Consider the following 24,001-nt stretch of genomic DNA (forward strand, 5'->3'; position numbering starts at 1 on the left):
CCACGCACCACCCGGAGCGCGCCGCACGCCCGTCGGACGGCGTCCTCCGGTCCGCGTCGCGGGGGCGCGAGAGCGCACGCGCCGCCGCGCGCCGATCCGGCACGGTCCGCGGGTGCCTCGAACGCGGGGTGTGATGCGAGAACTTCCTCCCGGTACGCAGGCAAGTGTCCGGTTCGGCGTGTGCCGGTGCGGCACGCCGGGGGCATACCCGGGACGGTCCGCCCCGGACGACCGTGACCGGGGCGGCGGACGACCCGGGGAGGGACGCGAGGGATGCCGATGAAGCCGTCCAGCAGCCGCAGGCCCGACGAGCACGGGGCCGACCAGCCCGGATTCGGTGAACCGGGGGTCGGCGGACGCGGATTCGACGAGCGGGGATTCGCCGATCCCGGATGGGACGTGCGCCGTCCCACCGCCGGACGGCCGGGGCAGGGCGGCCGGCCCAGACCGGAGGCCGGCCGGACCCGCGCCGGTCAGGGCCGCCCCGGCACCGACCCGTTCGGCCCCGGCGCGCCGGGCTCCAACGCTCCGGCCTCCAACGCTCCGGGCCCCGGCGCGCCCGGCCCCGACGCGCCCGAGCGGGGCAGACCCGAGCGGGGCGGGACCGGCTGGGCGGAGCCGGCGCAGGAGGCGGCCGGAGGCGAGCGCCACCCCAACGAGCGCCTGCAGGCCCTGGTGCAGGAGGCCGGCTGCTCCAACGCCGGCCTGGCCAGACGGGTGAACCTGTGCGGCGCGGAGCGCGGCCTCCGGCTGCGCTACGACAAGACCTCCGTGGCCCGCTGGCTGCGTGGCCAGCGCCCCCGGGGCGCCGCACCCGCGGTGATCGCCGAGGCGCTGGGGCGCAAGCTCGGGCGCACGGTCACCCTGGAGGAGATCGGCATGTCGGACGCCCGGGGACCCGTACCGGGGATCGGCCTACGGTTCGCCACGAGCCCCGCCGGGGCGATCGACGCGGCCACCGAACTGTGGCGCGGCGACGCCGGCCGCCGCGACCTGCTGACCGGCGCCGCCGTGGTGCCGGCCGCCCTGGTCGAACCCAGCCGGGACTGGCTGATCGCCCCGCCCGACGAACGCGTCGCCCGCCGCGAGGGCGCCCGGGTGGGCGCCTCGGACGTCCGCGCCGTCCAGGCCACCACCGCCATGCTGGTGGAACTCGACCGGCGGCACGGCAGCGGCCTGGTCCGCCCGCTCGCCGTGCACCAGCTCGACGCCGTCACCGCGCGGCTCCTCCTCGGCAGCTACACCGAGCGCGTCGGCCGGGAGCTGTTCGCCGCCGCCGCCCGGCTCACCGAGCTCGCCGGGTACATGGCCGTCGACACCGGCCGCCCCGGCCTCGCCCAGCGCTACTACGTCCAGGCGCTGCGGCTCGCCCAGGCCGCCGGGGACCGCGGATACGGCGGATACGTGCTGGCCGCCGGGATGAGCCACCTCGCGGGCGCGCTCGGCAACCCCCGCGAGGCCATCCAGCTGGCCCGCGCCGCCCGGGAGGGCGCCCGGACCGCGGCCGGGCCGACCGCGGCGGCGCTCTTCCACGCCGCCGAGGCGCGCGGCCACGCCCTGCTCGGCGACCGGGTGAGCGCGGAACGGTCCGCCGCCGAGGCCACCCGCGCCCTGGAGCGGGCCCGCCCCGGCGACGGCCCCGACTGGGTGGCCCACTTCGACGCCGCCTACCTCGCCGACGAGTTCGCCCACTGCTACCGCGACCTGGGCCTGCCGGAACGTTCCGCTCGGGCAGCCCGGGACGCCCTGGACGGCCACCCGACGGGCCGGGCGCGCCGTCGCGCCGTGGACATGGTGCTGCTCGCCACCGCCGAACTGGACGGCGGGGACGTCGAACGCGCCTGCGCCACCGCCGCGGGTGCCGTGGACGCGCTCTCCGGGCTGCGCTCCTCGCGTGGCGCCGGCTACCTGGAGGAGTTCCGGACCCGGCTGCACCCCCACGCCGGCGTGGCGGCGGCCCGGGAGTTCCTGGCCGCCACGGCGACCGGGCGCCGGTCCGGGGACGACCCCGGGGACGACCCCGAGGGGGGCGACGCGGGCGGGGACGCGGGCGGGGACGCGGACGAGTAGACGGGGTGGGACGGCCGGCGGCGGTGACCGGCGGGGCCGCACGGCGAGGGGCCGCGCGGCGCGGTCGGGCGGTGTGGTCGGGGCGGTGTGCGGTGGCGAGTCGACCCGGTACCGTGACCCCGAACAGATGACGGGGTGGTGTGCGATCACCTCCGCCGGCCGCCGCCGGAGACACCACCCCGGCCACGGGGGCAGCGAGAAGGAGCCGCGGGTGAACAACGGTCGTCCTGAGGACGCGTCGACCGGGCAGCAGTGGCCGCCGAACCCGCAGCCGAACCCGCACCAGGATCCCGCGCACCCGCACGGCGGCGACCAGCCGCCGGCCCAGCAGCCGCCCAGTGGCGGGTACGGCCAGCCCACCGGGGGATACGGCTACCCGCCGGGTCAGCCCCTCCCGCCGGGTCAGCACGTCCCGCCGGGTCAGCCGGCGGTGCCCGGTCCCTACCCGGGGCAGGCGCCGTACCCGCCCGGTGGGCAGTACCCGCAGCGGGACGGCGGCGTCCCGCCGGCGCCCGCGCGGCCCACCCCGCCGCCCGGCGCTCCGCAGGCCCCGGCCGCGCAGCCGGGCGGCGCCGCCGGCCCGGAGGCCACGCAGCTGCTCGGACGGGTGCCCAGCACCCCGCCCGGCCAGACCGCCCCGCCAGCCCAGACCGCCCCGCCCGGCCAGCCGTGGGGGCAGGGCGACGGCACCCAGCTCCTCGGCCGGGTCCAGCCGCCGGCCACGCCGCCGCCGGGCGGTTCCGGTGGCGGCGCCGGTGACCCGGACGGCACCCAGATGCTCGGCCGGGTGCGGCTGCCCGCGCCCCCGCCCGACGAGCAGGGCACCCAGCTGCTCCCGCCGGTCCAGGGCGGCTCGGCGGGCGGCCCGGCCCCGGCCGCCCCCGGTGGCCCCTGGCCCGGCCAGCCGGGCGGGCCGCAGCAGCCGGCGCCCCAGCAGTACGGCGGCGGATACGGGTACCCGCCGCGGCAGCAGCCCCAGCCCCCGCAGCCCCAGCAGTACGCGCAGTCGCAGCAGCCCGGATACGGCTACCCGCAGCCCGCCCCGCAGGCGTACCGGCCCGGCCCCGGTGCTCCCGGCGGCCCCGGCGGGATGGGTCCGGGCGGTCCGGCGCCCTACCCGCAGCAAGTGGAGTACGACGAGGAACCGGAGCGTTCCCCTCGCCGGGGCCGGCCCTCCACGCCGGTCCTGGTGGGCGTGCTGGTGGTGCTCTGCGCCGCCGTGGGCCTGCTGGCCGGCCTGCTGACCGCCGGTGGGTCCGACGACGACCCCGCCGACGCGCCCACCGCGCCGAGCGCGGCCGCCACCGGCGAGGCGTCCGGCGAGGCGTCCGTGGAGCCCTCCGCCGAGGCGTCCTCCCCGTCCACCAGCCCGTCCGCGTCAGCCTCGCCGTCCACCTCCGCGGCGGCCCAGCAGGCGGCCGCCCTCGACGGACTGCTCGCCGAGAGCGGACAGGGCCGCTCCACCGTCGTCCAGGCGGTCGCCGACATCCGGGCCTGCGCCGACCCGGCCGCGGCGGCCGGGCGACTGCGGCAGGCCGCGGCCTCCCGCCGCGACCTGGTGTCCCGGCTCGACGCCATGGACATCAGCCAACTGCCGCAGGCCGACGCGCTGAAGCGGGCGCTGCGGGAGGGCTGGGAGCACTCCGCCCGGGCCGACGACGAGTTCGCCGCGTGGGGCGACGACATGGCCGGCGGCGGCTGCGCCGACGGCGCCGCCGAGGACAACGGGCACACCCAGAGCGCCGGGGCGGCCAGCGGCGAGGCGACCGCCGCCAAGACCACCGCCGCCGAGCTGTGGAACCCGGTGGCCAGGGAGCACGGCCTCACCGAGCGCACCGCCGCGGACCTGTGACGCCGGCGCCGGCACCGGTGGGCTGAGCGGCCCGTCCGGCACGGCGCCGGGCACCGGGCACCGGGCAGCCACGTGCCTGGCACCCGGCGTCTGGCACCCGGCGTCTGGCACCGGGCCGCCGCCCGCCGCGGAATGTCCGGAATCGTGCGTACCGGGGCCGGGCCTGTCGGCGGTGGAACGTAGCATCGGCTGGCGTGCCGCCCTTCGACGCAACCGACCAGACCGACCAGTTCGCCCGCACCGACCACGCCGACCAGCTCGACCGGAACGACCCGAACGACCGGATCCACCGGGCCGGCGAGGCGGCCCGGGCCGCCCAGGCGGAGGAAAAGGCCACCGGAAAGAAACCCGGAAGGACTTACGCGCCGCCCCGGCGCTCGACCACCATGGCTGGCATGCCGATCCACGACATGCCCTGGTGGCGCTGGCGGAGCCGGGTCCGTTCCGCGCTGCACATGCTCGGCGACCCCCGGTTCCAGCAGGAGTGCTGGCTGCCGGGCGTCCCCGGTTGGGGCGACGTGACCGACGCCGTGTACCGCCTGGTCGAGGACACCTGGCTCGACAACTGGTCGGCGGAGCGGTACGTGGGCGCGATCTTCCGTGACGAGGAGGAGGCGCGCGCGGTGGACGCCGCGGTGCTCGCGGTGCTCGCCGTCTTCCACCGGGTGGGGGCGGACGCCCCCGCCGGCGCCTACCTCGCGGACCAGGGCTGGGCCGAGGTGGTGCGCACGGCCTGGGAGGCGCACGCCAGGCTCGCCGCCGCGGACGGCGAGGACCCGTCGGAGTACCCCCGCCCGCTGGACGCGGCCGGGCTCCCGATCTCGGCGGCGAACATGGCGGCCGGCTTCGCCGCCGGTGCCGTCCCGCAGGGCCCGCCCGGGGGCGCGCAGGGGCAGGGGGCGCCGGGGCCGATCCTGCCGCCGCCGCGCTGAGCCGGCCGGCGCTCTTCGCCGGCCGTCCCGGCCGCCGCGGGGGTTCGGGTTGCTCGGGTTGCGGTCGAGGGCGCCCTCGGTGGCCACGGGTGTGTCAAGCTTGCTGCTGACGTCCGAGTGGACACAGGAGGAGAACGCAGGATGAGCGAGCGCGACGTGTCGGCGACGGCCCCCCGGACCGCGGCCCCGGCGGGTGGCGCGGGCGGATCAGCGGGCGGTACCGGCGCCGGCTACGTGCTGACGCTGTCCTGCCCGGACCGCAAGGGCATCGTGCACGCGGTGTCCAGCTACCTGTTCATCACCGGGTGCAACATCGTGGACAGCCAGCAGTTCGGCGACCGGGACACCGGTCTGTTCTTCATGCGGGTGCACTTCACCGCGGACGACGCGGTGGCGGCCGACGGCCCCGCCGAGGCGCCCACCCTGGAGCGGCTGCGGGCCAGTTTCGCCGCGGTGGGCCAGTCGTTCCACATGGACTGGCGGATCTCGCCGGCCGACGAGCGCACCCGCGTGCTGATCATGGTCAGCAAGTTCGGCCACTGCCTCAACGACCTGCTGTTCCGGGCGTCCAGCGGGGCGCTGCCGGTGGACATCGTGGCCGTGGTCTCGAACCACGAGGACTTCCGCGGGCTGGCCGAGTCGCACGGCGTGCCGTTCCACCACGTCCCGGTGACCCGGGACACCAAGCAGGAGGCCGAGGCGCGCCTGCTGGAGATCGTCGAGCGGGAGGGCGTGCAGCTGGTGGTGCTCGCCCGCTACATGCAGGTCCTCTCCGACGACCTGTGCAAGGCCCTGGAGGGCCGTGCCATCAACATCCACCACTCCTTCCTGCCGAGCTTCAAGGGCGCCAAGCCGTACCACCAGGCGCACGCCCGGGGCGTGAAGGTGGTCGGCGCGACCGCGCACTACGTGACGGCGGAGCTGGACGAGGGGCCGATCATCGAGCAGGAGGTCGTCCGGGTCGGCCACGAGCTCTCCCCGGAGCAGCTGGTGGCGGTCGGCCGGGACGTGGAGTGCCAGGCGCTGGCGCGTGCCGTGAAGTGGCACAGCGAGCACCGGGTGCTGCTCAACGGCAGCCGCACCGTGGTCTTCGCCTGACCCGTCGGCCATTCGGCCCATTAGGCCATTAGGCCATTAGGCCATTAGGCCATTAGGCCATTAGGCCATTCGGTCACCGGGGCGGGGCGGGCCGGCCGTCTGCCGGTTCGGCCGCCGGCCTCACAGCAGGTCGACGCGGGCGGCGGCGCGGAGCAGGTCGTGGGCCGCGTCGCGGTCCCCGTCGACCGCGATCAGCGCCGCCGCCTCCTGGGGCGTGCGGCGGCCGGCGAGCAGCAGGCAGAACTCCTGGACGTCCATGGTGAGCGAGGCCGCCTCCACGCCGGTGACCAGCTCCACGGTCCCGGTCGCCCGCGGGCGGCCGGCCGGCGGGCGGGGGTCGCCGAGGGCCGTGGCCGCCGGGCCCGCGGTCGCGGCGCCGGTCACCGTGTCGGCGGGGGCGACGGGGCGCAGGCGTATCAGGTCCGCGGGATCGGCGGCGTCGGCGCGGTCGTCCGGGCCGGCGGCCCTGGGCGGGCCGGCGTGCGGGCCCGGATCCGCCGGGCCGCCGGAGAGCGGGCCGTCGTCCCGGTCGTCCGGGCCGGCGAGCGCGGCGGTCCCGCCGGGTGCCCCGGGGATGCGGCGCCGCAGCCCGGCGCCGGTCAGGTGCACCGTGGTGTAGTGGCCGGGGCGGGGGGTGGCCCGCCCGTCCTTGATCAGGTGTTCCAGCGCCCCGGGCAGCAGCCGCAGCCCCAGTTCGGCGAGCTGCCGCAGGTGGGCCGGCTCCGGCGCCGGGTAGGGGTAGCTGACCGCGGCGGCGATGTCGGTGCCGTGGATCCAGCAGGCGAACGCCCTGGCGACCAGGGCGTCGCGCAGCGGCACGCTGTGCGTCCCGTACTCCACCTCCACGGCGCCCACGTGGTGGCCGGCCAGCCCGACGGCCTGGAGCACCGCACGGGTCTGTTCCCGCCAGGCGTCGCGCACGGTGTCGTCGGAGCGGTCGGCCTCGGCGGCGATCAGCAGCTCGGTGCGCTGCCGCGGGTCGGTGCGGGCGCCGCCGACCGGATCGGTCGGGGAGGCGGGGCCGGCGGGCCCGGCGGGGCCTGCCCGGCCGGTGCCGTCGGTGCCGTCGGGGTCGGCCGGGGCGGGGGCGTCGGGCGCGGTGGGGTCGGCCGGGGCGGGGGCGTCGGGCACGGTGGGGCCGGCCGACGCGGGGGCGCCCGCCGTCGCGCGGCGGGACGGGAACAGGGAGACGTTGCCGAACCGGCTGCCGCTGGCGTCCAGCGGGTCGGGCAGTCCGAGCGCCCGGGCCACCAGCCCGTCGCCGGCGCTGAGGTGGCACAGCACGTCGGCGATGGACCACTGCACCTCGCCGGCCGCGCCGCTGGGCCAGGGGGTGCGCACCCGGCGCAGCCAGTCGTGGCCGGGCAGGTCGCGCAGCAGGGCGTCCAACCGGGCGGCCTCGGCGCCGTAGCCGGCCGCCCAGGAGGGGAGCCGGTGGCGGGCGGGGCGCCGGGCCAGGCAGCGCTCCAGGACGCTGCCGCGCAGCTCCGGCGACGGCTCCAGGGTGTCCTCGACGGTCAGCCAGCCGGCGGCGTCGCGCAGTCGCAGGGCCTCCTGGCGGCAGGGCACGCAGCCGGTGAGGTGGCTCTCCACCGCCAGGGTCTCCTCCGGGGCGCAGGCGTCCACCGCCCAGGCACCGAGGAGGGTGCGGTAGTACTCGTGGTCCCGGTCGGGAAGGCCGCTCACCGCAGCGGCCCCGCGGGGCCGGGATCGCCGGGCGTTCGCCGGGGCGGCGCCACCCCGGGGTGCGCCCCCTGCCGCGGCGGGCGCGGCGACGGCGCGGTGGCCAGGGAGGAGGCCAGCAGCTGGAGTCCGAGCCGGAGCCGGTGGCGGGCGTCATCCGGCCGGATGCCCAGCTCCTTGGCCGCCTGCGTGTAGGTGCGGCCGTCGTAGTACGTCATCTCGATGGTTTCCCGGACCGGTCGCGGCAACTGGCTCACGATCTGCTTGACCCGCTCGGCGGTCACCGCCGCCTGCATGGCCTCCTCCACGCTGGACGGCTCCGTGGCGAGGTCGGGGGCGGGCTCCGGATCGCGGCGCGAGGTGAGCCGGCGCTTGCGCTCCACGGCGTGCCGGTGGGTCAGGCTGTGGATCCAGGAGCGCATGGTGCCGACGTCGGGGTCGAAGGCGTCCGGGTTCTCCCACACGTGGGCGAACACCTCACGGGTCAGCGACTCGGCCTCGTCGTGGTCGCCGAGCACCCGGTCGGCCAGCGTCAGCACCAGGGGCGCGAACTGGTCGTACAGCTCGCCCAGCGCGGACTCCTCGCCGCGCAGCAGGCGCTGCTGGATCTGCCGGTCCCATCGGACGGGGCCGGTCCGCGGGCTGACCATCGGCGTCACCTTCTCTCGCGGCGCGGACGGATGCTGGTCCCATCATGCCCGTCCGGTGACGTCGCATCAGGGTCTTCGGTCGACCGGGGCGTCCTGGAGCGGGCGTGCGGGGCCCCTTCCTAATACCGGAGAGCGACAAACGGCGCACGCGCGGTTTGTTACATGTGTGTGACGGGTTGCGGTGCTGCGACGGTGCGTGTTCGGGGCATAGGCTTCCTGGGGTGACCGGTGCGCGGACCGGGAAGGGCTCGGCCGTGCACGCAGGAGGAAGGGACCTTTGCGCGTGGCGATGACGGTGACTCTCGGTGAGCACAACGGCTGGTCCCTGCTCCGGGTGGCGGGAGAGCTCGACATGGTCTCCGCGCCGGGAGTGCGCAGGGCGGTGCACGAACTGGTGGCCGAGGGACGCCGCAGCCTGGTGCTGGACCTGTCCGAGGTGGAGTTCTGCGACTCCACGGGCATCGGCATGCTGGTGGCCGCGCGCCGGCTGATGCGGTCCTGCGCCGGCCGGATGCGGCTGGTCCTCCCGGCCCGCGAGTCACACGTCAACCGGGTGCTGGCGGCGATGGGGGTGCGGCGCCTGTTCGACATCCACCCGGATCCGGACACGGCCACCCTGGAGCGGCCCCAGGACGACCTGGGCGAGCGCCCGGTCCGCCGGAGCGCCTGACCCGCGCGGCGCGGCACCGACCTTCGGCCCTGGTCCGTGCCGCGGCGCGCGTCGTCGGCCCGCCCCCCGTCCCCCGTGCCCCCGGCGTGCTCCACCGGCGGCCGGCGCGCGGACGGACCCCGGACCCGGCACTCCCCCGAGAACCGGTCCGGCGCCCGCCCGCGACGGCGCCCGCACCCTCCTGATGTTTGGGGCAGGAGGGTCCGGGCGGATTGCCGTCGCCGTGACTACTTCGGTGGCTTCTTGCCGGTGACACCGAGGTAGATCAGCAACGCCAGATTGGGCTTGAGGTCCTTCGGCTTCACACCGAGCGCCTCGAACCCCTTCTGCTGCCCGGAAACCGAGCTGAGCAGCGTGGTGAGAAGGCCGGCCATCGCATTGGGGTTGACCTCCGCGCCGACCCGGCCCTTGGCCTGGAGTTCCTTGATGCCCTCCTGGAGGGACTGGCTGATCGAGTTGAGGATCTTCAGTCGGATCTTGTTGAACCGCTTGTCTCCTTCCGCGGTGCCCAAATCGAGCACCCGCAGAATGGACTCGTGCTCCTTGGCGAAGCCGAGGAAGCCGTCCACGAGTTCTTCTGCCGTGGTCCAGCCGCTCTTGCCGGCCCACGAGCGATCGGCGACCAGCTCCTTGAGCCGGGCCGCATCCTTGGCGACACCTTCCGCGATCTCGAGGACGGCCCCCTCGATGTCGGGAAAGTACTGGTAGAACGTGGCGGGGGAGGTTCCGGCCATCCTGGCGACGTCGATGACCTTGACGTCCCGGTACGGCGACGTGCTGAGCATCTCGCTGAGGCAGTCAAGCAGCTTCTGCCGCGTTTCCTGCCCACGTCGCCCGGCGACGCGCCCGTCGACGGTGCGAACTTGTCCTGTCATGTCGTCAGTTTACGTTGAGTTCGCCGACGCGCGATTCCGGGCGCGCGCAGTGGAGTGAACCGTTCACCTGAGCTGGTCAACAACGGCCCCCACGGGAGCCCGCGACGAGCTGCGTCAATGGCGCTGCGCAGTTGCCCGGGAACTCCGTGATACCCCTTGTCGGCAAGGATTTACGCGACGTTCGGCGCCACGCACCGCAGAGGGTGAGACGTAGTGAACGTGCCGTGCACGGGGAATTACTCGATTGCTGGTCCGAAGGTGCACAGCGTTGCTCCGGACGGGTCCGGCGACGCCTGACGCGCACCGCCGGACCGGAACCCGCCACGCTCCGCCGGAAGCCGCCGAGATCCGATAACGTTTTCGATACCGAATCCCGGAGTCGGGCGTGTCACCGCCTCCGCGACCGCCGCCGGGGCGCCACGCGTCCCGCTCCGCGGCGCCCCGGTCGCCGTGCGCGACCACTCCGGGGCGCGACGGCGGTCGGTTGCTCAGCCCAGCCGCTCGATGATCGTCACGTTGGCCTGGCCGCCGCCCTCGCACATGGTCTGCAGGCCCCACCGCCCGCCGGTGCGCTCCAGGTGGTGCAGGAGAGTGGTCATCAGCCGGGCGCCGGTCGCGCCCAGCGGGTGCCCGAGCGCGATGGCCCCGCCGAGCGGGTTCACCCGCTCCGGATCGGCCCCGGTCTCCCGCAGCCAGGCCAGCACCACCGGGGCGAACGCCTCGTTGATCTCGATCGCGTCCATCTCGCCGATCGTCATGCCGCACCGCTCGAGCGCGTGCGCGGTCGCCGGGATCGGCGCCGTCAGCATCATGATCGGATCGTCGCCGCGCACCGACATGTGGTGCACCCGCGCCCGCGGCGTCAGGCCGTACCGCCGCAGCGCCCGCTCGTTCACCACCAGCAGGGCCGCGGCGCCGTCCGAGATCTGCGAGGAGACCGCCGCGGTCAGCCGGCCGCCCGGGCGCAGCGTGCGCAGCTGCGCCATCTTCTCCAGGGAGGTGTCCCGGCGCGGGCCCTCGTCCGCGCTCACCCCGGCCACCGGGACGATCTCCTGGTCGAACAGGCCGGCGTCGATCGCAGCCACCGCCCGGCGGTGGCTGCGCAGCGCGAACTCCTCCATCTCGGCGCGGGAGATGTCCCAGCGCTCGGCGATCAGCTCCGCCCCGTGGAACTGCGTCACCGGCTGGTCCCCGTACCGGGCCACCCAGCCGGCGGATCCCGAGTACGGGTCGGCCGGCGGCCGCACCTCGGTGCCGCCCGGGCCGGGCAGCGGCGCCGGCGCCACGCCGAGCGCGGTGCCCAGCGGGATCTGGGACATGTTCTGCACGCCGCCGGCCACCACCACGTCCGCCGTGCCGCTCATCACCGCCTGCGCGGCGAAGTGCAGCGCCTGCTGCGCCGAACCGCACTGGCGGTCCACCGTCACGCCCGGCACGTGCTCCGGCAGGCCGGCCGCCAGCCAGCAGGTGCGGGCGACGTTGGCGGCCTGCGGCCCCACCTGGTCCAGACAGCCGAAGACCACGTCGTCGACCACGGCGGGGTCGATCCCGGAGCGTTCCAGCAGGGCCGTGATCGCCGCCGCGCCGAGGTCCGCCGGGTGCACGCCGGCCAGGCCGCCGCCCCGCCGGCCCACCGGCGTGCGCACCGCCTCCACCAGGTAGGCCGCTCCCGGCCCGCCGGCACCACCGAGCCCGCCGTCCGTTCCCGTCACGCCTGTCATGGCTGCACGCCCCTTCCGTCCTCACCCGTGATTACCAGCGAGTAACCAGTGATGGGACCAGTGTGCCCACCTGCGGCGGCCTCAGGCCAGTACCGGGCACCACCGGCGACCGGCCGCCGACCGGCCGCCGACCGCCGCCCCACCGCCCCTCGACCGATGCGGGACGTCAGGCGCACACTGGTGCGAATCGGCCAATCAAGGAACGGCGCGCATACCCGTCGTGCCCGCGCGGGTACGCATCGGACCCTGCCGGGTGTGGTGCGCCGGCGCGGGAGTGCGACGTGACACGCCCTCCCCGCCCGCCCACGGGAAGGAGAGGTGCCATGGCCGCGCGTGCGGACGGGCGAGCGCACCCCACGCGCGCCGCGCGCCGGGCGGCCGGGCACCACCTCGCTGAGGAGGAGTACCGCTGAGCGGGCACACCGAGAGGTCGGCGGTACACAGCACCGGTGGTCATTCAGGGCTGACAACGCGGTCAGTGCCTGCACGGGACGATGCAGGGCGGGTGGTCGGCGTGCAACTGGAGTCGTGGAGCGCTGCCCCGGGCGCGCTCACCATGGGGGTCGAGGAGGAGTACCTCCTCCTGGAGGCGGACAGCGGGCGGATAGCTCCCTTCGGCCACGAGGTGGCCGACGACGCCGCGGCCCTGCTCGGGCCCCGGGCCCAGACGGAGTACCAGTCCTACCAGGTGGAGGGCGCCACCGAGGTCTGCGGTTCGTCAGCCGAACTGCGCGCCTCGATCACCGCCATGCGCCGCGCCCTCGCCGCCGCCGCCGAACGGGCCGGCGCCCGCCTGATGGCCGTCGCCGTCCCCCTCGCCGACCCCGCCCCGCCGCACCGGCCCACCCCCAACCCCCGGTACCGCCTGCTGCACGACACCTACCGGGAACTGCTGGAGGAGCAGACCCAGTGCGGATGCCACGTGCACATCGGGCTGGACGACCCGGCCGCCGCCGTCCGGGTCAGCAACCACCTGCGGCTGTGGCTGCCCTCGCTGCTCGCGCTCACCGCGAACTCCCCGATCTACCGCGGCCGGGACACCGGATACGCGAGCTGGCGGGCGATCCTCTGGTCGCGCTGGCCGGTCGTCGGCCCCACCCCCTACCTGGAGAGCCCGGAGCACTGGACCGCGCTGCGGGACGCCGTCATCGAGGGCGGGGCCGTGCCGGAGGAGCGGATGCTCTACTGGGACATCCGGCCCAGCACGCACGTGCCCACCCTGGAGATCCGCACCTGTGACGTGCCGCTGACCGTGGACGAGAGCGTGCTGACGGCCCTGCTGGTGCGCGCCATCGCCACCCAGGCGCTGAACGGGCACGACGAGGCGGTGGCCGTGCCGCAGGAACTGCTGCGCGCCGCCTACTGGCGGGCCGCCCGGGACGGCCTGGAGGGGTACGGGATGGACCCGGCCACCGGGCGGCTGATGCCGGCCACCGACCTGCTGGCGCGGCTGCTCGCCTGGGTCACCCCGGCGCTGGTCCGCGACGGCGTCGCGGACCAGGTGGAGGCGATGGTGAAGGCCGTCCGGGTGGAGGGGAACGGCGCCGTGCGGCAGCGCGCCGCGCTGGCGCGGCGGGGCCGGCTGGAGGACGTCATCGACCTGATCGAACGCCACAGCGCCGCCCGCGAAACCCCGGGCATCTGACCCGGCCTGCTGCCGGAGGGCCGGAGGGCCGGAGGGCCGGAGGGCTGGGAACCGGAGGGCCGGAGCGGGCGTGGGCGGCCGACGGGAGCGACGGGCGGCCGGGCTGGAAGCGGGCTAGCGGGCTGGCGGGCGGCCCGGCTGACCAGCGAGTTGGTGAACGCTCAACCACGCCTGGGGGAGCCCTGGTGGGTCCCCCCGATTTCCACGCTCCCACGCGGGCTCGGCGTGGCGGGAGTCCCCCTTCCGGGCTGTGGACAACTCCGGTGAACCTTCGAGCGGTCGGGGCGGGGCGGGGCCGGTCGGCCGGGGCGGCCCCGCCCGGTGGAAGCGGCGGCGTGGCGCGTGGGGTGCGTGATCACGCATGAGGGGTGGATGACACGATGTCCACTCCGCGCCGCACGCCCCACCGAGACCCCACCGACACCCCCACAACGCAGCCGCACCACGCACCGCACCACGCGCACCACGCTGGAGGGATGATCAGGATGCCGAACACCGCGACCGGTGGCGAGTCCCCCGACCGGACCGGGAGCCAGGAGGCCACCCAGCAGGCCACGCCCCTCCAGGACACGCCCCTCCAGGTACACCCGGTGCCGGACCTGCCCGCCCCCACCACGCCGCCCGGCGCGCGACCACCGCGGTCGGAGGAGCCACCCACCCGCACCGCCATGCGCCGCGCGCTGCGCCGCGCCCGCGACGCCGTCGCGCTGGACCCGGCCGAGGCGACCGTCCTACTGCACGCCCGCGGCGAGGACCTCGACGAACTCTGCCTCAGCGCGACCCGCGTCCGGGACGCCGGCCTCGACGCCGCCGGCCGCCCCGGCGTCATCACCTACTCCCGCAAGGTCTTCATCCCGCTCACCCGGCTGTGCCGCGACCGCTGCCACTACTGCACCTTCGCCGTGGCCCCGGCCAAGCTGCGCGCCGCCGGCGAGCACCTCTTCCTCTCGCCGGACGAGGTGCTCGACATCGCCCGCCGCGGCGCCGCCCTCGGCTGCAAGGAAGCCCTGTTCACCCTGGGCGACCGCCCCGAGGACCGGTGGCCCGAGGCCCGCGAGTGGCTCGACGCCCACGGCTACGACTCCACCCTCGCCTACCTGCGCGCCATGGCCGTCCGCGTCCTGGAGGAGACCGGGCTGCTGCCGCACCTCAACCCCGGCGTCCTCGGCTGGACTGACTTCCAGCGCCTCAAGCCGGTCGCCCCCTCCATGGGGATGATGCTGGAGACCACCGCGACGCGGCTGTGGTCCGAGCGCGGCGGCCCGCACTACGGCTCCCCGGACAAGGAGCCCGCCGTGCGGCTGCGCGTCCTGGAGGACGCCGGCCGCTCCGCCGTGCCGTTCACCACCGGCCTGCTCATCGGCATCGGCGAGACGATGGCCGAGCGCGCCGACGGGCTGTTCGCGATCCGCCGGGTCGCCCGCCGTTACCGCGGCGTGCAGGAAGTGATCGTGCAGAACTTCCGGGCCAAGCCGGACACCGCGATGCGCGGCATGCCGGACGCGGAGGCGCAGGAGCTGGCCGCCGCGATCGCGGTCGCCCGCCTGGTGCTCGGCCCGTCCGTGCGCATCCAGGCCCCGCCGAACCTGGTGGACGACGAGTACGGGCTGATGATCAGGGCCGGCATCGACGACTGGGGCGGCGTCTCCCCGCTCACCCCCGACCACGTCAACCCCGAGCGCCCCTGGCCGCAGATCGACGACCTCGCCGCCCGCACCCGGGACGCCGGGTTCGAGCTGCGGGAGCGGCTGACCATCCACCCGGAGTACGTCAGGCTCGGCGAGCCCTGGCTCGACCCGCGCCTGCTGCCGCACGTCACCGCGCTGGCCGACCCGGCCACCGGCCTGGCCCGGGAGGGGGTGACGCCGAGCGGGCTGCCCTGGCAGGAGCCGGAGGACGCCTTCCCCAGCACGGCCGCCGGCACCGGCCGCACCGACCTGCACACCGCCATCGACACCGAGGGGCGCACCGGCGACCGCCGCGGCGACTTCGACTCCGTCTACGGGGACTGGGAGGAACTGCGCGAACAGGCCGAGCGGACCGCCGGGACGGCCGGTGGCGCCGCCGGCACCGCGCCCGCCCCGGTCCCCGCCCCGACCCAGCCCCAGGAGCAGGCCCCGACCCAGGCACCGAACCAGCCGCAGGCTCCGAACCAGCCCCAGGCCGCCGACCGGGCCACCGGCCGGACCGCCCCGGAACGGCTCCCGGCCGAGCTGCGCGCCGCCCTGGCCACCGCCGCCGACGACCCGACCCGGTTGGACGACGACCAGGCGCTGGCCCTCTTCCACGCCGACGGGCCGGCGCTCGACGCGCTCTGCTCCATCGCCGACGCCGTCCGCCGGGACACCGTCGGCGACACCGTCACCTACTGCGTCACCCGCAACATCAACTTCACCAACGTCTGCTACACCGGCTGCCGGTTCTGCGCCTTCGCCCAGCGCCGCACCGACGCCGACGCCTACACCCTCTCCCTGGAGCAGGTCGGCGAGCGGGCCGAGCAGGCGTGGCAGGTGGGCGCCACCGAGGTCTGCATGCAGGGCGGCATCCACCCCGACCTGCCCGGCACCGCCTACTTCGACATCGCGGCCGAGGTGAAGCGGCGGGTGCCCGGCATCCACGTGCACGCCTTCTCGCCGATGGAGGTGGTCAACGGTGCCGCCCGGACCGGCCTGTCCATCGAGGAGTGGCTGGCCGCGGCCAAGGAGGCCGGCCTCGACTCCATCCCCGGCACGGCCGCGGAGATCCTCGACGACGACGTCCGCTGGATCCTCACCAAGGGCAAGCTGCCGGCCGCCACCTGGGTGGAGGTGGTCACCACGGCCCACCGGCTGGGCCTGCCCTCCTCCTCCACGATGATGTACGGGCACGTGGACGCCCCGCACCACTGGCTGGCCCACCTGCGGCTGCTGGCCCGGGTGCAGGAGGAGTCGCTGGCGGCCGGCGGGGTGGGGTTCACCGAGTTCGTCACCCTGCCGTTCGTCCACACCAACGCCCCGGTCTACCTCGCCGGCATCGCCCGCCCCGGCCCCACGATGCGGGACAACCGCGCGGTCACCGCCATGGCGCGGCTGCTGCTGCACGGCCGCATCGACAACATCCAGACCAGCTGGGTGAAGCTGGGCGCCGAGGGCGCGGCGCGGATGCTGCGCGGCGGCGCCAACGACCTCGGCGGCACCCTGATGGAGGAGACCATCTCCCGGATGGCCGGCTCCTCCTGGGGCAGCTACAAGTCGGTGGCCGAGCTGGAGGCCATCGCCGAGCTGGCCGGCCGTCCCTCCCGGCAGCGCACCACCACCTACGGGGAGGTGCCGGAGGAACGGCGCGCCGCGGCCCTGGCCTCGGGCGGCCGGCTGCCGGACCTGCTCCCGCTGGTCACGGCCGACCGAAACGACTGAGCCGGAACGCCCGAGCCCGAACGTCTGAGCCGGAACGACTGGACGGGCGCCCCCAGGGCCCCCGCGCGCAGGTGCGCGGGCCCGGGTGGCGCGCGCCGGTGGCGCGCGCACTCCCGACCGCCGGGCCGCCGCACGCCGCGGCGAACTACCGCGCGCCGCTATGGCGCGGGAGTGCTCCACCACTAGGCTGCCCCCGGCGCCCTCGCGGGAGGGCCGCCGACGCGGCGAAGGCTTGGGGGAACCGTGACGCGGCAGAGCACGACTCAGGGCGGAAGTCAGCCGGAGGGACCGGCCGGCGGCCGGGTGACGGCCGCCCGGCGCGCCGCCGCCGGCTGGTTGCGCACGCCCGCCCCCACCACGCCGCCCTTCGGCGACGCCGCGGCCGGGGACGCCCCGGCCGACGGACCGTCCGGGGCGGCGCGGCTGCGCGACCGGGTGCGCGGCTGTCTGCTCGCCGGAGCCGTGGGCGACGCCCTCGGGGCCGGCATCGAGTTCGACTCGCTCAGTCGGATCCGCGCCCAGCACGGCCCGGCCGGGGTGACCGGATACGTGCCCGCGTACCGGCGGCTCGGGGCCGTCACCGACGACACCCAGATGACCCTCTTCACCGTCGAGGGACTCCTCCTCGCCACCCGGCACGACGGCGAGCCGTCGCGGCCCGCGCCGCCGTCCGGGGCCGTCGGCGCCCGGTCGTCGGCCGGCCACCTCGGCGCGGCCGGGGTGATCGCGGCGGAGCCGGCCGACGCCGCCGACCTGGCCGCCCGGATGCTCGCCGGCACCTCCCGCCCGCGGGACGTCATCGAGGTGCACCGCGCCTACCTGCGTTGGCGCTCCACCCAGGTGGACGTCTCGGTTCCCCCCGCGCACCCGGCCCCCGAGGACGGCTGGCTGATCGGCGAGCAGTGGCTGCACGACCTGCGCGCCCCCGGAACGGCCTGCGTCTCCGGCCTGTCCAACGACCGCCCGGGCACCCTGGCCGAGCCGAAGAACCCGGGCAGCAAGGGCTGCGGCACGGTGATGCGGGCCGCGCCGTTCGGACTGCTGCCCGACCTGACGGCCGAGCAGGCCTTCCGGCTCGCCGTCGAGTGCTCGGTGCTGACCCACGGCCACCCGACCGGCTACCTGTCCGCCGGGGCGCTGGCCGCCGTCGTCCACGCGCTGGTCCACGGCGCGCCGCCGGTGAACGCGGTGCGGTCGGCCGCCGCCCTGGCCGCCACCTGGCCCGAGCACCACGAGACCACCGGGGCGCTGTCCGCCGCCCTGGCCGCGGCGATCCGCGACACCACCGAGGGCGGCGGGCCGTCGGTGGAGGCGCTGTGCGCGCTGGGGCAGGGCTGGACGGCCGAGGAGGCCCTGGCGATGGCCGTCTACTGCCTGCTCGCCGAACCAGACCCGGCCGCCGCGCTGCTCCTCGCGGTGAACCACGGCGGGGACAGCGACTCCACCGGATCGGTCACCGGCAACCTGCTCGGCGCCCTGCACGGCGGGGACGCGCTCGCCCGCGCGCTGCCGGGGGAGTGGCTGGAGCGTCTGGAGGGACGCCCCACCATCGAACGGCTGGCCGACGAGTTCGCGGCGGCGCTGGCCGACCGGCTCCCGCCGGCCGGGACGGCGTGAGCCCCGCGCCCCCGCGATCCTCCCGCCCCACCGCCCCGCCCTGTCGCCCCCGCCCCACCGAACCCGCTGCCCCGCCCTCGCCGCCCCTCGCCACCGATCCCTGCCGACCGCTGCCCGTCCCCCCTGCCCGTTTCCCCGACCCCGCCCTGCCCCCGCTGCCCGCCCGTGCCCCCGTGCCCCGTGCCCGCCCCGGCCGTCAACCCCTCTCGAAATCCCCGCCCCGGGTGGACGTGACGAAGGCGGACCAGGCCCCCGCCGTGAAGGCCAGCCGCGGCCCGTCGGGATTCTTCGAATCCCGCACCGTGACCAGCATGGCGCCGGGCGCGGCCACCTCCACACACTGTCCCGCCCCGCTGTAACTACTCTTCCGCCAGAGCACCTCGGTACTCCTGGCCCGCTCCGTCATCGGCAAGCTCCTCGGACATACGAGCGATAAGCTCCTGTGTTTCCGTTGTCCCCAGTGCCTCCGCGCGCAGATGTTCATACATGACGGTATAGCGACGAACGTCCGCCTCCCGCTCCAGATAGAGGTCGCCCGTCACCCCTTCGACGTACACCACGGAACTATCGGCCGAATCGGGGAACTCCACGAGAGAAAAAGAGCCCATCATTCCCGGATGCGCTCCCTTATCGAAGGGCAGCACCTGGATGGTGACGTGCTTGAGTTCGGTAATCTCCAGCAGGTGCGTCAGCTGTTCGCGCATGGTGGCCGGCCCGCCCACCATCCGGCGTAGCGCGGCCTCGTCCATCACGGCCCAGAACCGCAGCGGGTTCTCGCCGGTGAGCCGGTCCTTGCGCTTCATCCGCACCGCGACCCGGCGTTCCGAGCCGGTCTCCTCCGGCTGCACGGCGACCTCCAGGGCCTCCGCGTACGCCTGGGTCTGCAGCAGGCCGGGGATGATCAGCGACTCGTAGTTGAAGATCTGCGCGGCGTCCGCCTCCAGGCCGATGTAGACGCTGTAGGTGATGTCGCCGAACTCGTGCCACCAGCCCCGCTGCCGGGACTCCCGGGCCATCGACATCAGGCCCTCGACCAGCGCCGCGTCGTTGACCCCGTAGACCTGGCACAGGTCGCGCACGTCCCGCGGGCTGATCGACCGGCGGCCGTTCTCCAGCCGGCTGATCTTGGACTGGGAGACGAGCAGGGCGGAGGCCACCTCCTCGGAGGTCATCCCCCTGGCCTCGCGGAGCTTGCGCAGCTCCGAGCCGAGGCGGCGCCTGCGAATGGTGGGGTTGATCTGCGTGGCCATGCCGGTGCACCTCCGGGGGGCGGGAAGGACCCGATGCGCACGCGGTCGGGGCGCCGGCCTGCCCCACCGGGTCGCCGTGCCGCCCCCTCCGCTCCCCGCCCGTCCCGCGCGCTCGTCTCCCGTCGTGGGGCCGGTGACGGCCGGTCGGGAGGGCGTCAGGTCCGCGATGGCGTGGAACGGAACCGCGGGTGCTGGGCAGCATGCCACTTGGCGGGGACGATTACCGCCTGACTGTCCGATATGACACGGTATGTTGCGCTCCAGAATCCCACCTGCCAGGCCGTGGCGCGCGCCGGTGACGCGCGCCGGCACGCCACTCCGCGCGCGTTCGAGCGCCCGTCTCGCCCGCCCGCACGCCCCCGGCCCCCAGGAGTCCCACCGGCATCGCCCGCCTCTCCCGGCCCGTCCGTCGCGCCCACCGAGCGCGGTTCGCGGCTCAGGGAGGCCGAAGGGAAGGCGTCGACCCCCCGAAGCCGCGAACGCCCGGTGAAGAGCGGGACGCATGGGGCTGAAGGGATGTGGATGGGCGGCGGCCGGCGCGGACGTCCGTGGGGCACCACGGGGCTCGGTGGGCGCGGGCGCGGGGGGACGGGCCGCGCTACGGGCGGCGTCGCACGGCGCCATGGCGTGCGCCGCCGCGCGCGGTGGCGCGCTCGGGCGTGTGACCGCCCGAGCGCGCCCCGGTTACGCCGGAGGGCCGTCCGGACCGCGCCTGCCGGGTCCGGACGGCCCTCCGGGCCGTTCCACAGTCGTCACCGCCCGCGTCAGCGTGCGGTGACGCGCGCCATTCCTCCGTCGATCCGGGTGGTCGCCGCGCCGGAGCGGCGGGACAGCCCGGTGGCACGGGCCTGGCCGCCGTTCTGCACCGCGATCACGGCCTGCGCCACCATGCCCCCGAAGGGGTCGTGACGCACCAGGTCACGCAGCCGGGAGCGGCTCGACCTGCCCTCGTTCCCGGGGTACAGGTGCTTGCCCAGGCCCACCGCGTGGGCGAGCGAGGACAGCGCGGCCGTGCGGCAGTCCGGCGGCGAGCCCGTGCGCACCGCCGAGTCCACCCGGTGCCGTATGCCGGTCGACAGCTCCGGGTCCACCGCGTGGTAGCGCGTGGTCGGCAGCATCGCGCACGAGGTGACGGTCTCCGAACTGACCAGTCCGCACCTCTCCAGGTGTGCCAGGTAGGTGTGCCGGAGTCCCAGGCGCGGCCCGCCGATCCAGTCGGCGGCGCGTGCCGCGCTGCCGCGGCGGCGCAGTGACTCCAGCGCCGAGTCGAGCATCGGATCGCCGGTCGGCCGCGGCATCACCACGACCATCCGGTCCCCGTCCGGGGTGATTCGACGTGCCATCGCCAGCTCGACGAGCTGCGCTCCGGCGAGCCCGAGGTCCAGGGTCTGCGGCTGCGCCAAGGTACCCGTCCCAGGGTCCAGAGCAAGCAGCAGCAGTTCCTCGGGCAGTGTTCTGCGGCTCATGTCCATCCATGCCTCCCCGCGTGGATGGTTCACAGAGTGACCCCTCTCACAACGCCTTGTCGAGAGTGCCTTGAGGCGGCGGCGCGGGAACCGGACGGTGTACGTCCTTCGTCCAAGAGTCAAACAGCGCACCCTCCAGCGGACCGCCTCCCGGCGGCCCGCCGGGTCGGCGCGCGACGGTTCGGAACGGTCGAGCGGGGCGCCCGTGTTTGGGGTGCCCCGTCGGTTGTGTGGAGGTGGATCCACGGTGGGCGAGTCCCCCCGACAGCAGGAGCCGGACGCGGGCGCGAACGCGCCCACCACTTCCCCGAGCCAGGGCGCTCGGGAACTGCCGGCGGGGGCGAAAGCGCAGGTCACGGCCGGTGCTGACGGCGGCTCGCCGGCGGTCGGCCGATCGTCGGACCAGGCCGTGCCGCCGCGCCCGCCGCACGGCGACGCGCCCCGGATCGACCTTCCGCCGGTGGACGCGCGCACGGTTCACCTCAACCGCGCGGAGCTGCTCAACCGGACGGCTCTGCTCCGCCGCCCGGGGGTCGCCGCGGCCGGCGCCGAGGCGCCCGTCGACCCGGTGGAGGCGGAGGTCACGGGGGTGAGTGGGAGCGCTCCCAGTGGATCGTCCGATGACCGGGAAGCCCTGGATAACGATTCGGACTCAAGGGGGGCCGATGGGGAACTCGGCGCGGCGAATGCGGACGAATCAGACATAGCTGATGGCGTCTCCGCGGAGGCGTCCGCCGAGTCGTCCCACTCCGGCGACGCTGCCGAAGTGACCGAGAGTATCGATACCACAGCGGGCGGCGACGAAAACCCGCCGGGGGAACCGGACCCCGCACCGGTGGAGGGGCGCGGCGACCCCGATGAGCCCTCGAACGGGCCCGCGCCCGGAACGCGGGGCCCCGCGGAGCCCGAGGACGCCCCCCGGAAGGGCGGGAACGGGAACGCCGCGGAGGCGGAACCGGACGACGAGGACGATGAGGACGGCGGGGCCGGCGAGGACCGTGCGGACGCCGGGCGGCACGTCGTGGGGGAGGAGGGCGTCGACGTCGACACCACCACGGTGCTCCGGGCCCCCGCGTGGAACCTGCGACCCAGCATCGACGCGGAAGACGACGAACACAACCTCCACGACCGCAAGGAAAAAGAAAAGGCGGAGGATTTCACGTCCCAGAAACCTCCGCGCCAGGAAAACGGCGCGGACGGCGGCACGGACGCCCCCCTCCCGCCCGCCGCCGCGCCCCGGTCGGCCGGCGACGCGGACGGCACCCCGAACGCCGGCGCGTCCGCCACCGCCACCCGGGACGGCGACACGCCGGACACCCGTACGCCTGACAACCACACGCCTGACAACCACACGCCGGACAACCGCACGATGGCGTTCGGTGTCGCTCAGCTGCGCCGCGCCGCCACCCCACCCACCCCGTCCACCCCGCCTGACGCGGCGGGGGCGGCGGGGGCGGCCGGGAACGGCGACCCGGGGACCCGGCCGCTCCCGGTGGCCATGCCGCCCGGCGCCACGCCGTCCGTCGTCCCGCCCGCCCCTCCGGCGCACACCCTGCGGGCCGGCGCCTCGGGACAGGTGCCGGCGAGCGTCCCGCCCGCGCCGGTGATCGGACCGGACGGCCAGCCGCTGCCGCCGATGCAGCTGCTCGCCGCCCTCACCAACAAGCCGCCCACCCGGCTGCAACTGGTGATGCGCCGCGTCCGCATCTGGGGCACCCTCGCCGTGCTGCTCTTCGGCCTGCTGGCGATCGCCCAGATGATCCGGCCGCTGCCGGACCCCACCGTGCGCTCGGTGCTGGCCGCCACCGTGGCCTTCGAGGGCGAGACCCCCCAGCTGCCCTGGCCGTCCGAGGGCCAGGCCGCCGTGGAGGTCGTCGGCCTCGGCTCCCTCGGCTCCTCCGGGGGCGACGAGCCGCGCCCGATCGCCAGCATCACCAAGGTGATGACCGCGTACATCCTGCTGCGCGACCACCCCCTCGGGCCCGACGAGGCCGGCCCCACCATCACGGTGGACGCCGAGGAGGCCGCCTCCTACGAGGCGCGGGTCGCCGAGGGGCAGTCGGCCATCAGGGTCGTGGAGGGCCAGGAGTTCACCCAGCGCACCGCCCTGGAGGCGCTGCTGATCCCCTCCGCCAACAACATCGCCGCGCTGCTCGCCCGGTGGGACGCCGGCTCGGAGGAGGCGTTCGTCGACAAGATGAACGCCACCGCCGCGGAACTCGGCATGACCAACAGCACCTTCACCGACCCCTCCGGGCTGGATCCGGAGACCGTGAGCACCGCCTCCGACCTGATCAGGCTCGCCCAGGCCGCCATGCAGGACCCGACCTTCCGGGAGATCGTCGCCACCCCCCAGCTCGACCTCCCGCACAACCCGCGCCTGTACAACAACAACGCGCTGCTCACCCGGGACGGCGTGATCGGCATCAAGACCGGCTCCACCACCAGCGCCGGCGGCTGCCTGCTGTTCGCGGCGGAGAAGGAGGTGGGCGGCACCACGCAGCTGATCGTCGGCGCCGTGCTCGGGCAGTTCGACGGCACCTCCATCCTGGACACCGCCCTGGAGCGCAGCCGGGAACTGATCGTGGCCGCCGGGGACGCGCTCACCGCGCAGACCGTCGCCGAGCAGGGCGAGGTCGTCGCCGAGGTCGACGACGGGCTCGGCAACACCACGCCGCTGGTGGCCACCGCGGACGTCACCGCGGTCGGCTGGCCCGGGCTCACCGTGCGGGTGGACGCCCGCGCCGGCGCTCCTGAGGCCGAGGACGCCGAACAGGCCGCCGGCGAGGCGGAGGCCGACGGGCCGGACGCCTCCGGGACCGTCCCGCACGAGGCCCCGGCCGGCGAGCCGCTCGCCACGCTCACCACCGGCGAGGGAGCCGGCGTCACCAGCGTGCCGCTCGCGCTCCAGGAGGACCTCACCGAACCCGGTTTCTGGGACCGCCTCACCCGCATCCTCTAGGGCACCCCCTTCCTCCAGGGCGCCCCCGGGCGGCCCCGGGCGGGCACGGAACCGCCCGGCGGACACACGAAGGGGCCCGCGACCTCCAGGTCGCGGGCCCCTTCCGCGTCACCCG

General features: G+C 75.7%; 14 protein-coding genes and 2 pseudogenes. 9 read left to right on the forward strand and 7 right to left on the reverse strand.

Translation table 11 applies throughout. The features are described from left to right. Positions 1-273: 273 nt before the first annotated feature. From FHU37_RS23630 to purU, 4 genes and pseudogenes are all read left to right on the forward strand, one after another. Positions 274-1,968, forward strand: a pseudogene (locus tag FHU37_RS23630) (NsdA family TPR-like regulatory protein); the annotation flags it as partial. 313 nt (positions 1,969-2,281) lie between these two features. Further along, on the forward strand, positions 2,282-3,922 hold the full coding sequence (locus FHU37_RS23635; RefSeq protein ID WP_179816700.1) for a hypothetical protein: 1,641 nt from the start codon (positions 2,282-2,284) through the stop codon (positions 3,920-3,922). Positions 3,923-4,308: 386 nt separating this feature from the next. Continuing rightward, positions 4,309-4,725: pseudogene (locus FHU37_RS23640) on the forward strand (SCO4402 family protein); the annotation flags it as partial. A 285-nt stretch (positions 4,726-5,010) separates the two neighbouring features. Further along, positions 5,011-5,952: a formyltetrahydrofolate deformylase gene (gene purU, locus FHU37_RS23645; protein ID WP_376774074.1), complete on the forward strand. Its 942-nt coding sequence runs from the start codon at positions 5,011-5,013 to the stop codon at positions 5,950-5,952. 120 nt (positions 5,953-6,072) lie between these two features. On the opposite strand, the gene FHU37_RS23650 is transcribed toward purU, so the two are convergent. Then, positions 6,073-7,638: a zf-HC2 domain-containing protein gene (locus FHU37_RS23650; RefSeq protein ID WP_179816702.1), complete on the reverse strand. Its 1,566-nt coding sequence runs from the start codon at positions 7,636-7,638 to the stop codon at positions 6,073-6,075. Then, positions 7,635-8,285: an RNA polymerase sigma factor gene (locus FHU37_RS23655; protein WP_179816703.1), complete on the reverse strand. Its 651-nt coding sequence runs from the start codon at positions 8,283-8,285 to the stop codon at positions 7,635-7,637. Before FHU37_RS23655 ends, FHU37_RS23650 begins: the two co-directional genes overlap by 4 nt. 289 nt (positions 8,286-8,574) lie before the next feature. Here FHU37_RS23655 and FHU37_RS23660 point away from each other — a divergent pair, with 289 nt between their 5' ends. Then, on the forward strand, positions 8,575-8,955 hold the full coding sequence (locus FHU37_RS23660; RefSeq protein ID WP_179816704.1) for an STAS domain-containing protein: 381 nt from the start codon (positions 8,575-8,577) through the stop codon (positions 8,953-8,955). Between the two features lie 227 nt (positions 8,956-9,182). Here FHU37_RS23660 and FHU37_RS23665 read toward each other — a convergent pair whose 3' ends face one another. Both FHU37_RS23665 and FHU37_RS23670 read right to left on the reverse strand, forming a co-directional pair. Next, a complete protein-coding gene (locus tag FHU37_RS23665; protein WP_179816705.1) occupies positions 9,183-9,830 on the reverse strand; it encodes a TetR family transcriptional regulator in 648 nt (215 codons plus the stop codon). Positions 9,831-10,318: 488 nt separating this feature from the next. Then, complete coding sequence (locus tag FHU37_RS23670; protein WP_179816706.1) at positions 10,319-11,551, reverse strand: acetyl-CoA C-acetyltransferase; 1,233 nt, start codon at positions 11,549-11,551, stop codon at positions 10,319-10,321. A gap of 478 nt (positions 11,552-12,029) precedes the next feature. On the opposite strand from FHU37_RS23670, the gene FHU37_RS23675 reads away from it, so the two are divergent. The 3 genes from FHU37_RS23675 (at position 12,030) to FHU37_RS23685 (ending at position 18,208) form a co-directional block, all read left to right on the forward strand. After that, positions 12,030-13,196 (forward strand): carboxylate-amine ligase, encoded by a 1,167-nt coding sequence (locus FHU37_RS23675; RefSeq protein ID WP_218904772.1) that lies wholly within the window; start codon positions 12,030-12,032, stop codon positions 13,194-13,196. 668 nt (positions 13,197-13,864) lie between these two features. Further along, complete coding sequence (locus FHU37_RS23680; protein ID WP_246451381.1) at positions 13,865-16,591, forward strand: bifunctional FO biosynthesis protein CofGH; 2,727 nt, start codon at positions 13,865-13,867, stop codon at positions 16,589-16,591. Positions 16,592-17,014: 423 nt separating this feature from the next. Next, positions 17,015-18,208, forward strand: a complete 1,194-nt coding sequence (locus FHU37_RS23685; RefSeq protein WP_246451382.1) for an ADP-ribosylglycohydrolase family protein — start codon at positions 17,015-17,017, stop codon at positions 18,206-18,208. Positions 18,209-18,404: 196 nt separating this feature from the next. On the opposite strand, the gene FHU37_RS23690 is transcribed toward FHU37_RS23685, so the two are convergent. The 3 genes from FHU37_RS23690 to FHU37_RS23700 form a co-directional block, all read right to left on the reverse strand. Further along, complete coding sequence (locus tag FHU37_RS23690; protein ID WP_179816708.1) at positions 18,405-18,614, reverse strand: DUF397 domain-containing protein; 210 nt, start codon at positions 18,612-18,614, stop codon at positions 18,405-18,407. Beyond that, entirely contained in the window at positions 18,568-19,458 is an 891-nt protein-coding gene (locus FHU37_RS23695) for a helix-turn-helix domain-containing protein (RefSeq protein WP_179816709.1), read from the reverse strand. The genes FHU37_RS23690 and FHU37_RS23695 overlap by 47 nt, the downstream gene beginning before the upstream one ends. 764 nt (positions 19,459-20,222) lie before the next feature. Beyond that, positions 20,223-20,930 (reverse strand): GOLPH3/VPS74 family protein, encoded by a 708-nt coding sequence (locus tag FHU37_RS23700; RefSeq protein ID WP_179816710.1) that lies wholly within the window; start codon positions 20,928-20,930, stop codon positions 20,223-20,225. Positions 20,931-21,690: 760 nt separating this feature from the next. Between FHU37_RS23700 and FHU37_RS29430 the strand changes: the two genes are divergently transcribed. Then, positions 21,691-23,886: a D-alanyl-D-alanine carboxypeptidase family protein gene (locus FHU37_RS29430; RefSeq protein WP_179816711.1), complete on the forward strand. Its 2,196-nt coding sequence runs from the start codon at positions 21,691-21,693 to the stop codon at positions 23,884-23,886. The last annotated feature ends 115 nt before the right edge of the window (positions 23,887-24,001 follow it).

Source organism: Allostreptomyces psammosilenae (assembly GCF_013407765.1).
Lineage (GTDB): Bacteria > Actinomycetota > Actinomycetes > Streptomycetales > Streptomycetaceae > Allostreptomyces > Allostreptomyces psammosilenae.

Excerpts from the sequence above, each read along its gene's own strand:
- FHU37_RS23670 (WP_179816706.1), bottom strand. The coding sequence starts at position 11,551 with ATGACAGGCGTGACGGGAACGGACGGCGGGCTCGGTGGTGCCGGCGGG.
- FHU37_RS23660 (WP_179816704.1), top strand. The coding sequence starts at position 8,575 with ATGACGGTGACTCTCGGTGAGCACAACGGCTGGTCCCTGCTCCGGGTG.
- FHU37_RS23690 (WP_179816708.1), bottom strand. The coding sequence starts at position 18,614 with ATGACGGAGCGGGCCAGGAGTACCGAGGTGCTCTGGCGGAAGAGTAGT.
- FHU37_RS23700 (WP_179816710.1), bottom strand. The coding sequence starts at position 20,930 with ATGGACATGAGCCGCAGAACACTGCCCGAGGAACTGCTGCTGCTTGCT.
- FHU37_RS23655 (WP_179816703.1), bottom strand. The coding sequence starts at position 8,285 with ATGGTCAGCCCGCGGACCGGCCCCGTCCGATGGGACCGGCAGATCCAG.
- FHU37_RS23680 (WP_246451381.1), top strand. The coding sequence starts at position 13,865 with ATGCGCCGCGCGCTGCGCCGCGCCCGCGACGCCGTCGCGCTGGACCCG.
- FHU37_RS23665 (WP_179816705.1), bottom strand. The coding sequence starts at position 9,830 with ATGACAGGACAAGTTCGCACCGTCGACGGGCGCGTCGCCGGGCGACGT.
- FHU37_RS23695 (WP_179816709.1), bottom strand. The coding sequence starts at position 19,458 with ATGGCCACGCAGATCAACCCCACCATTCGCAGGCGCCGCCTCGGCTCG.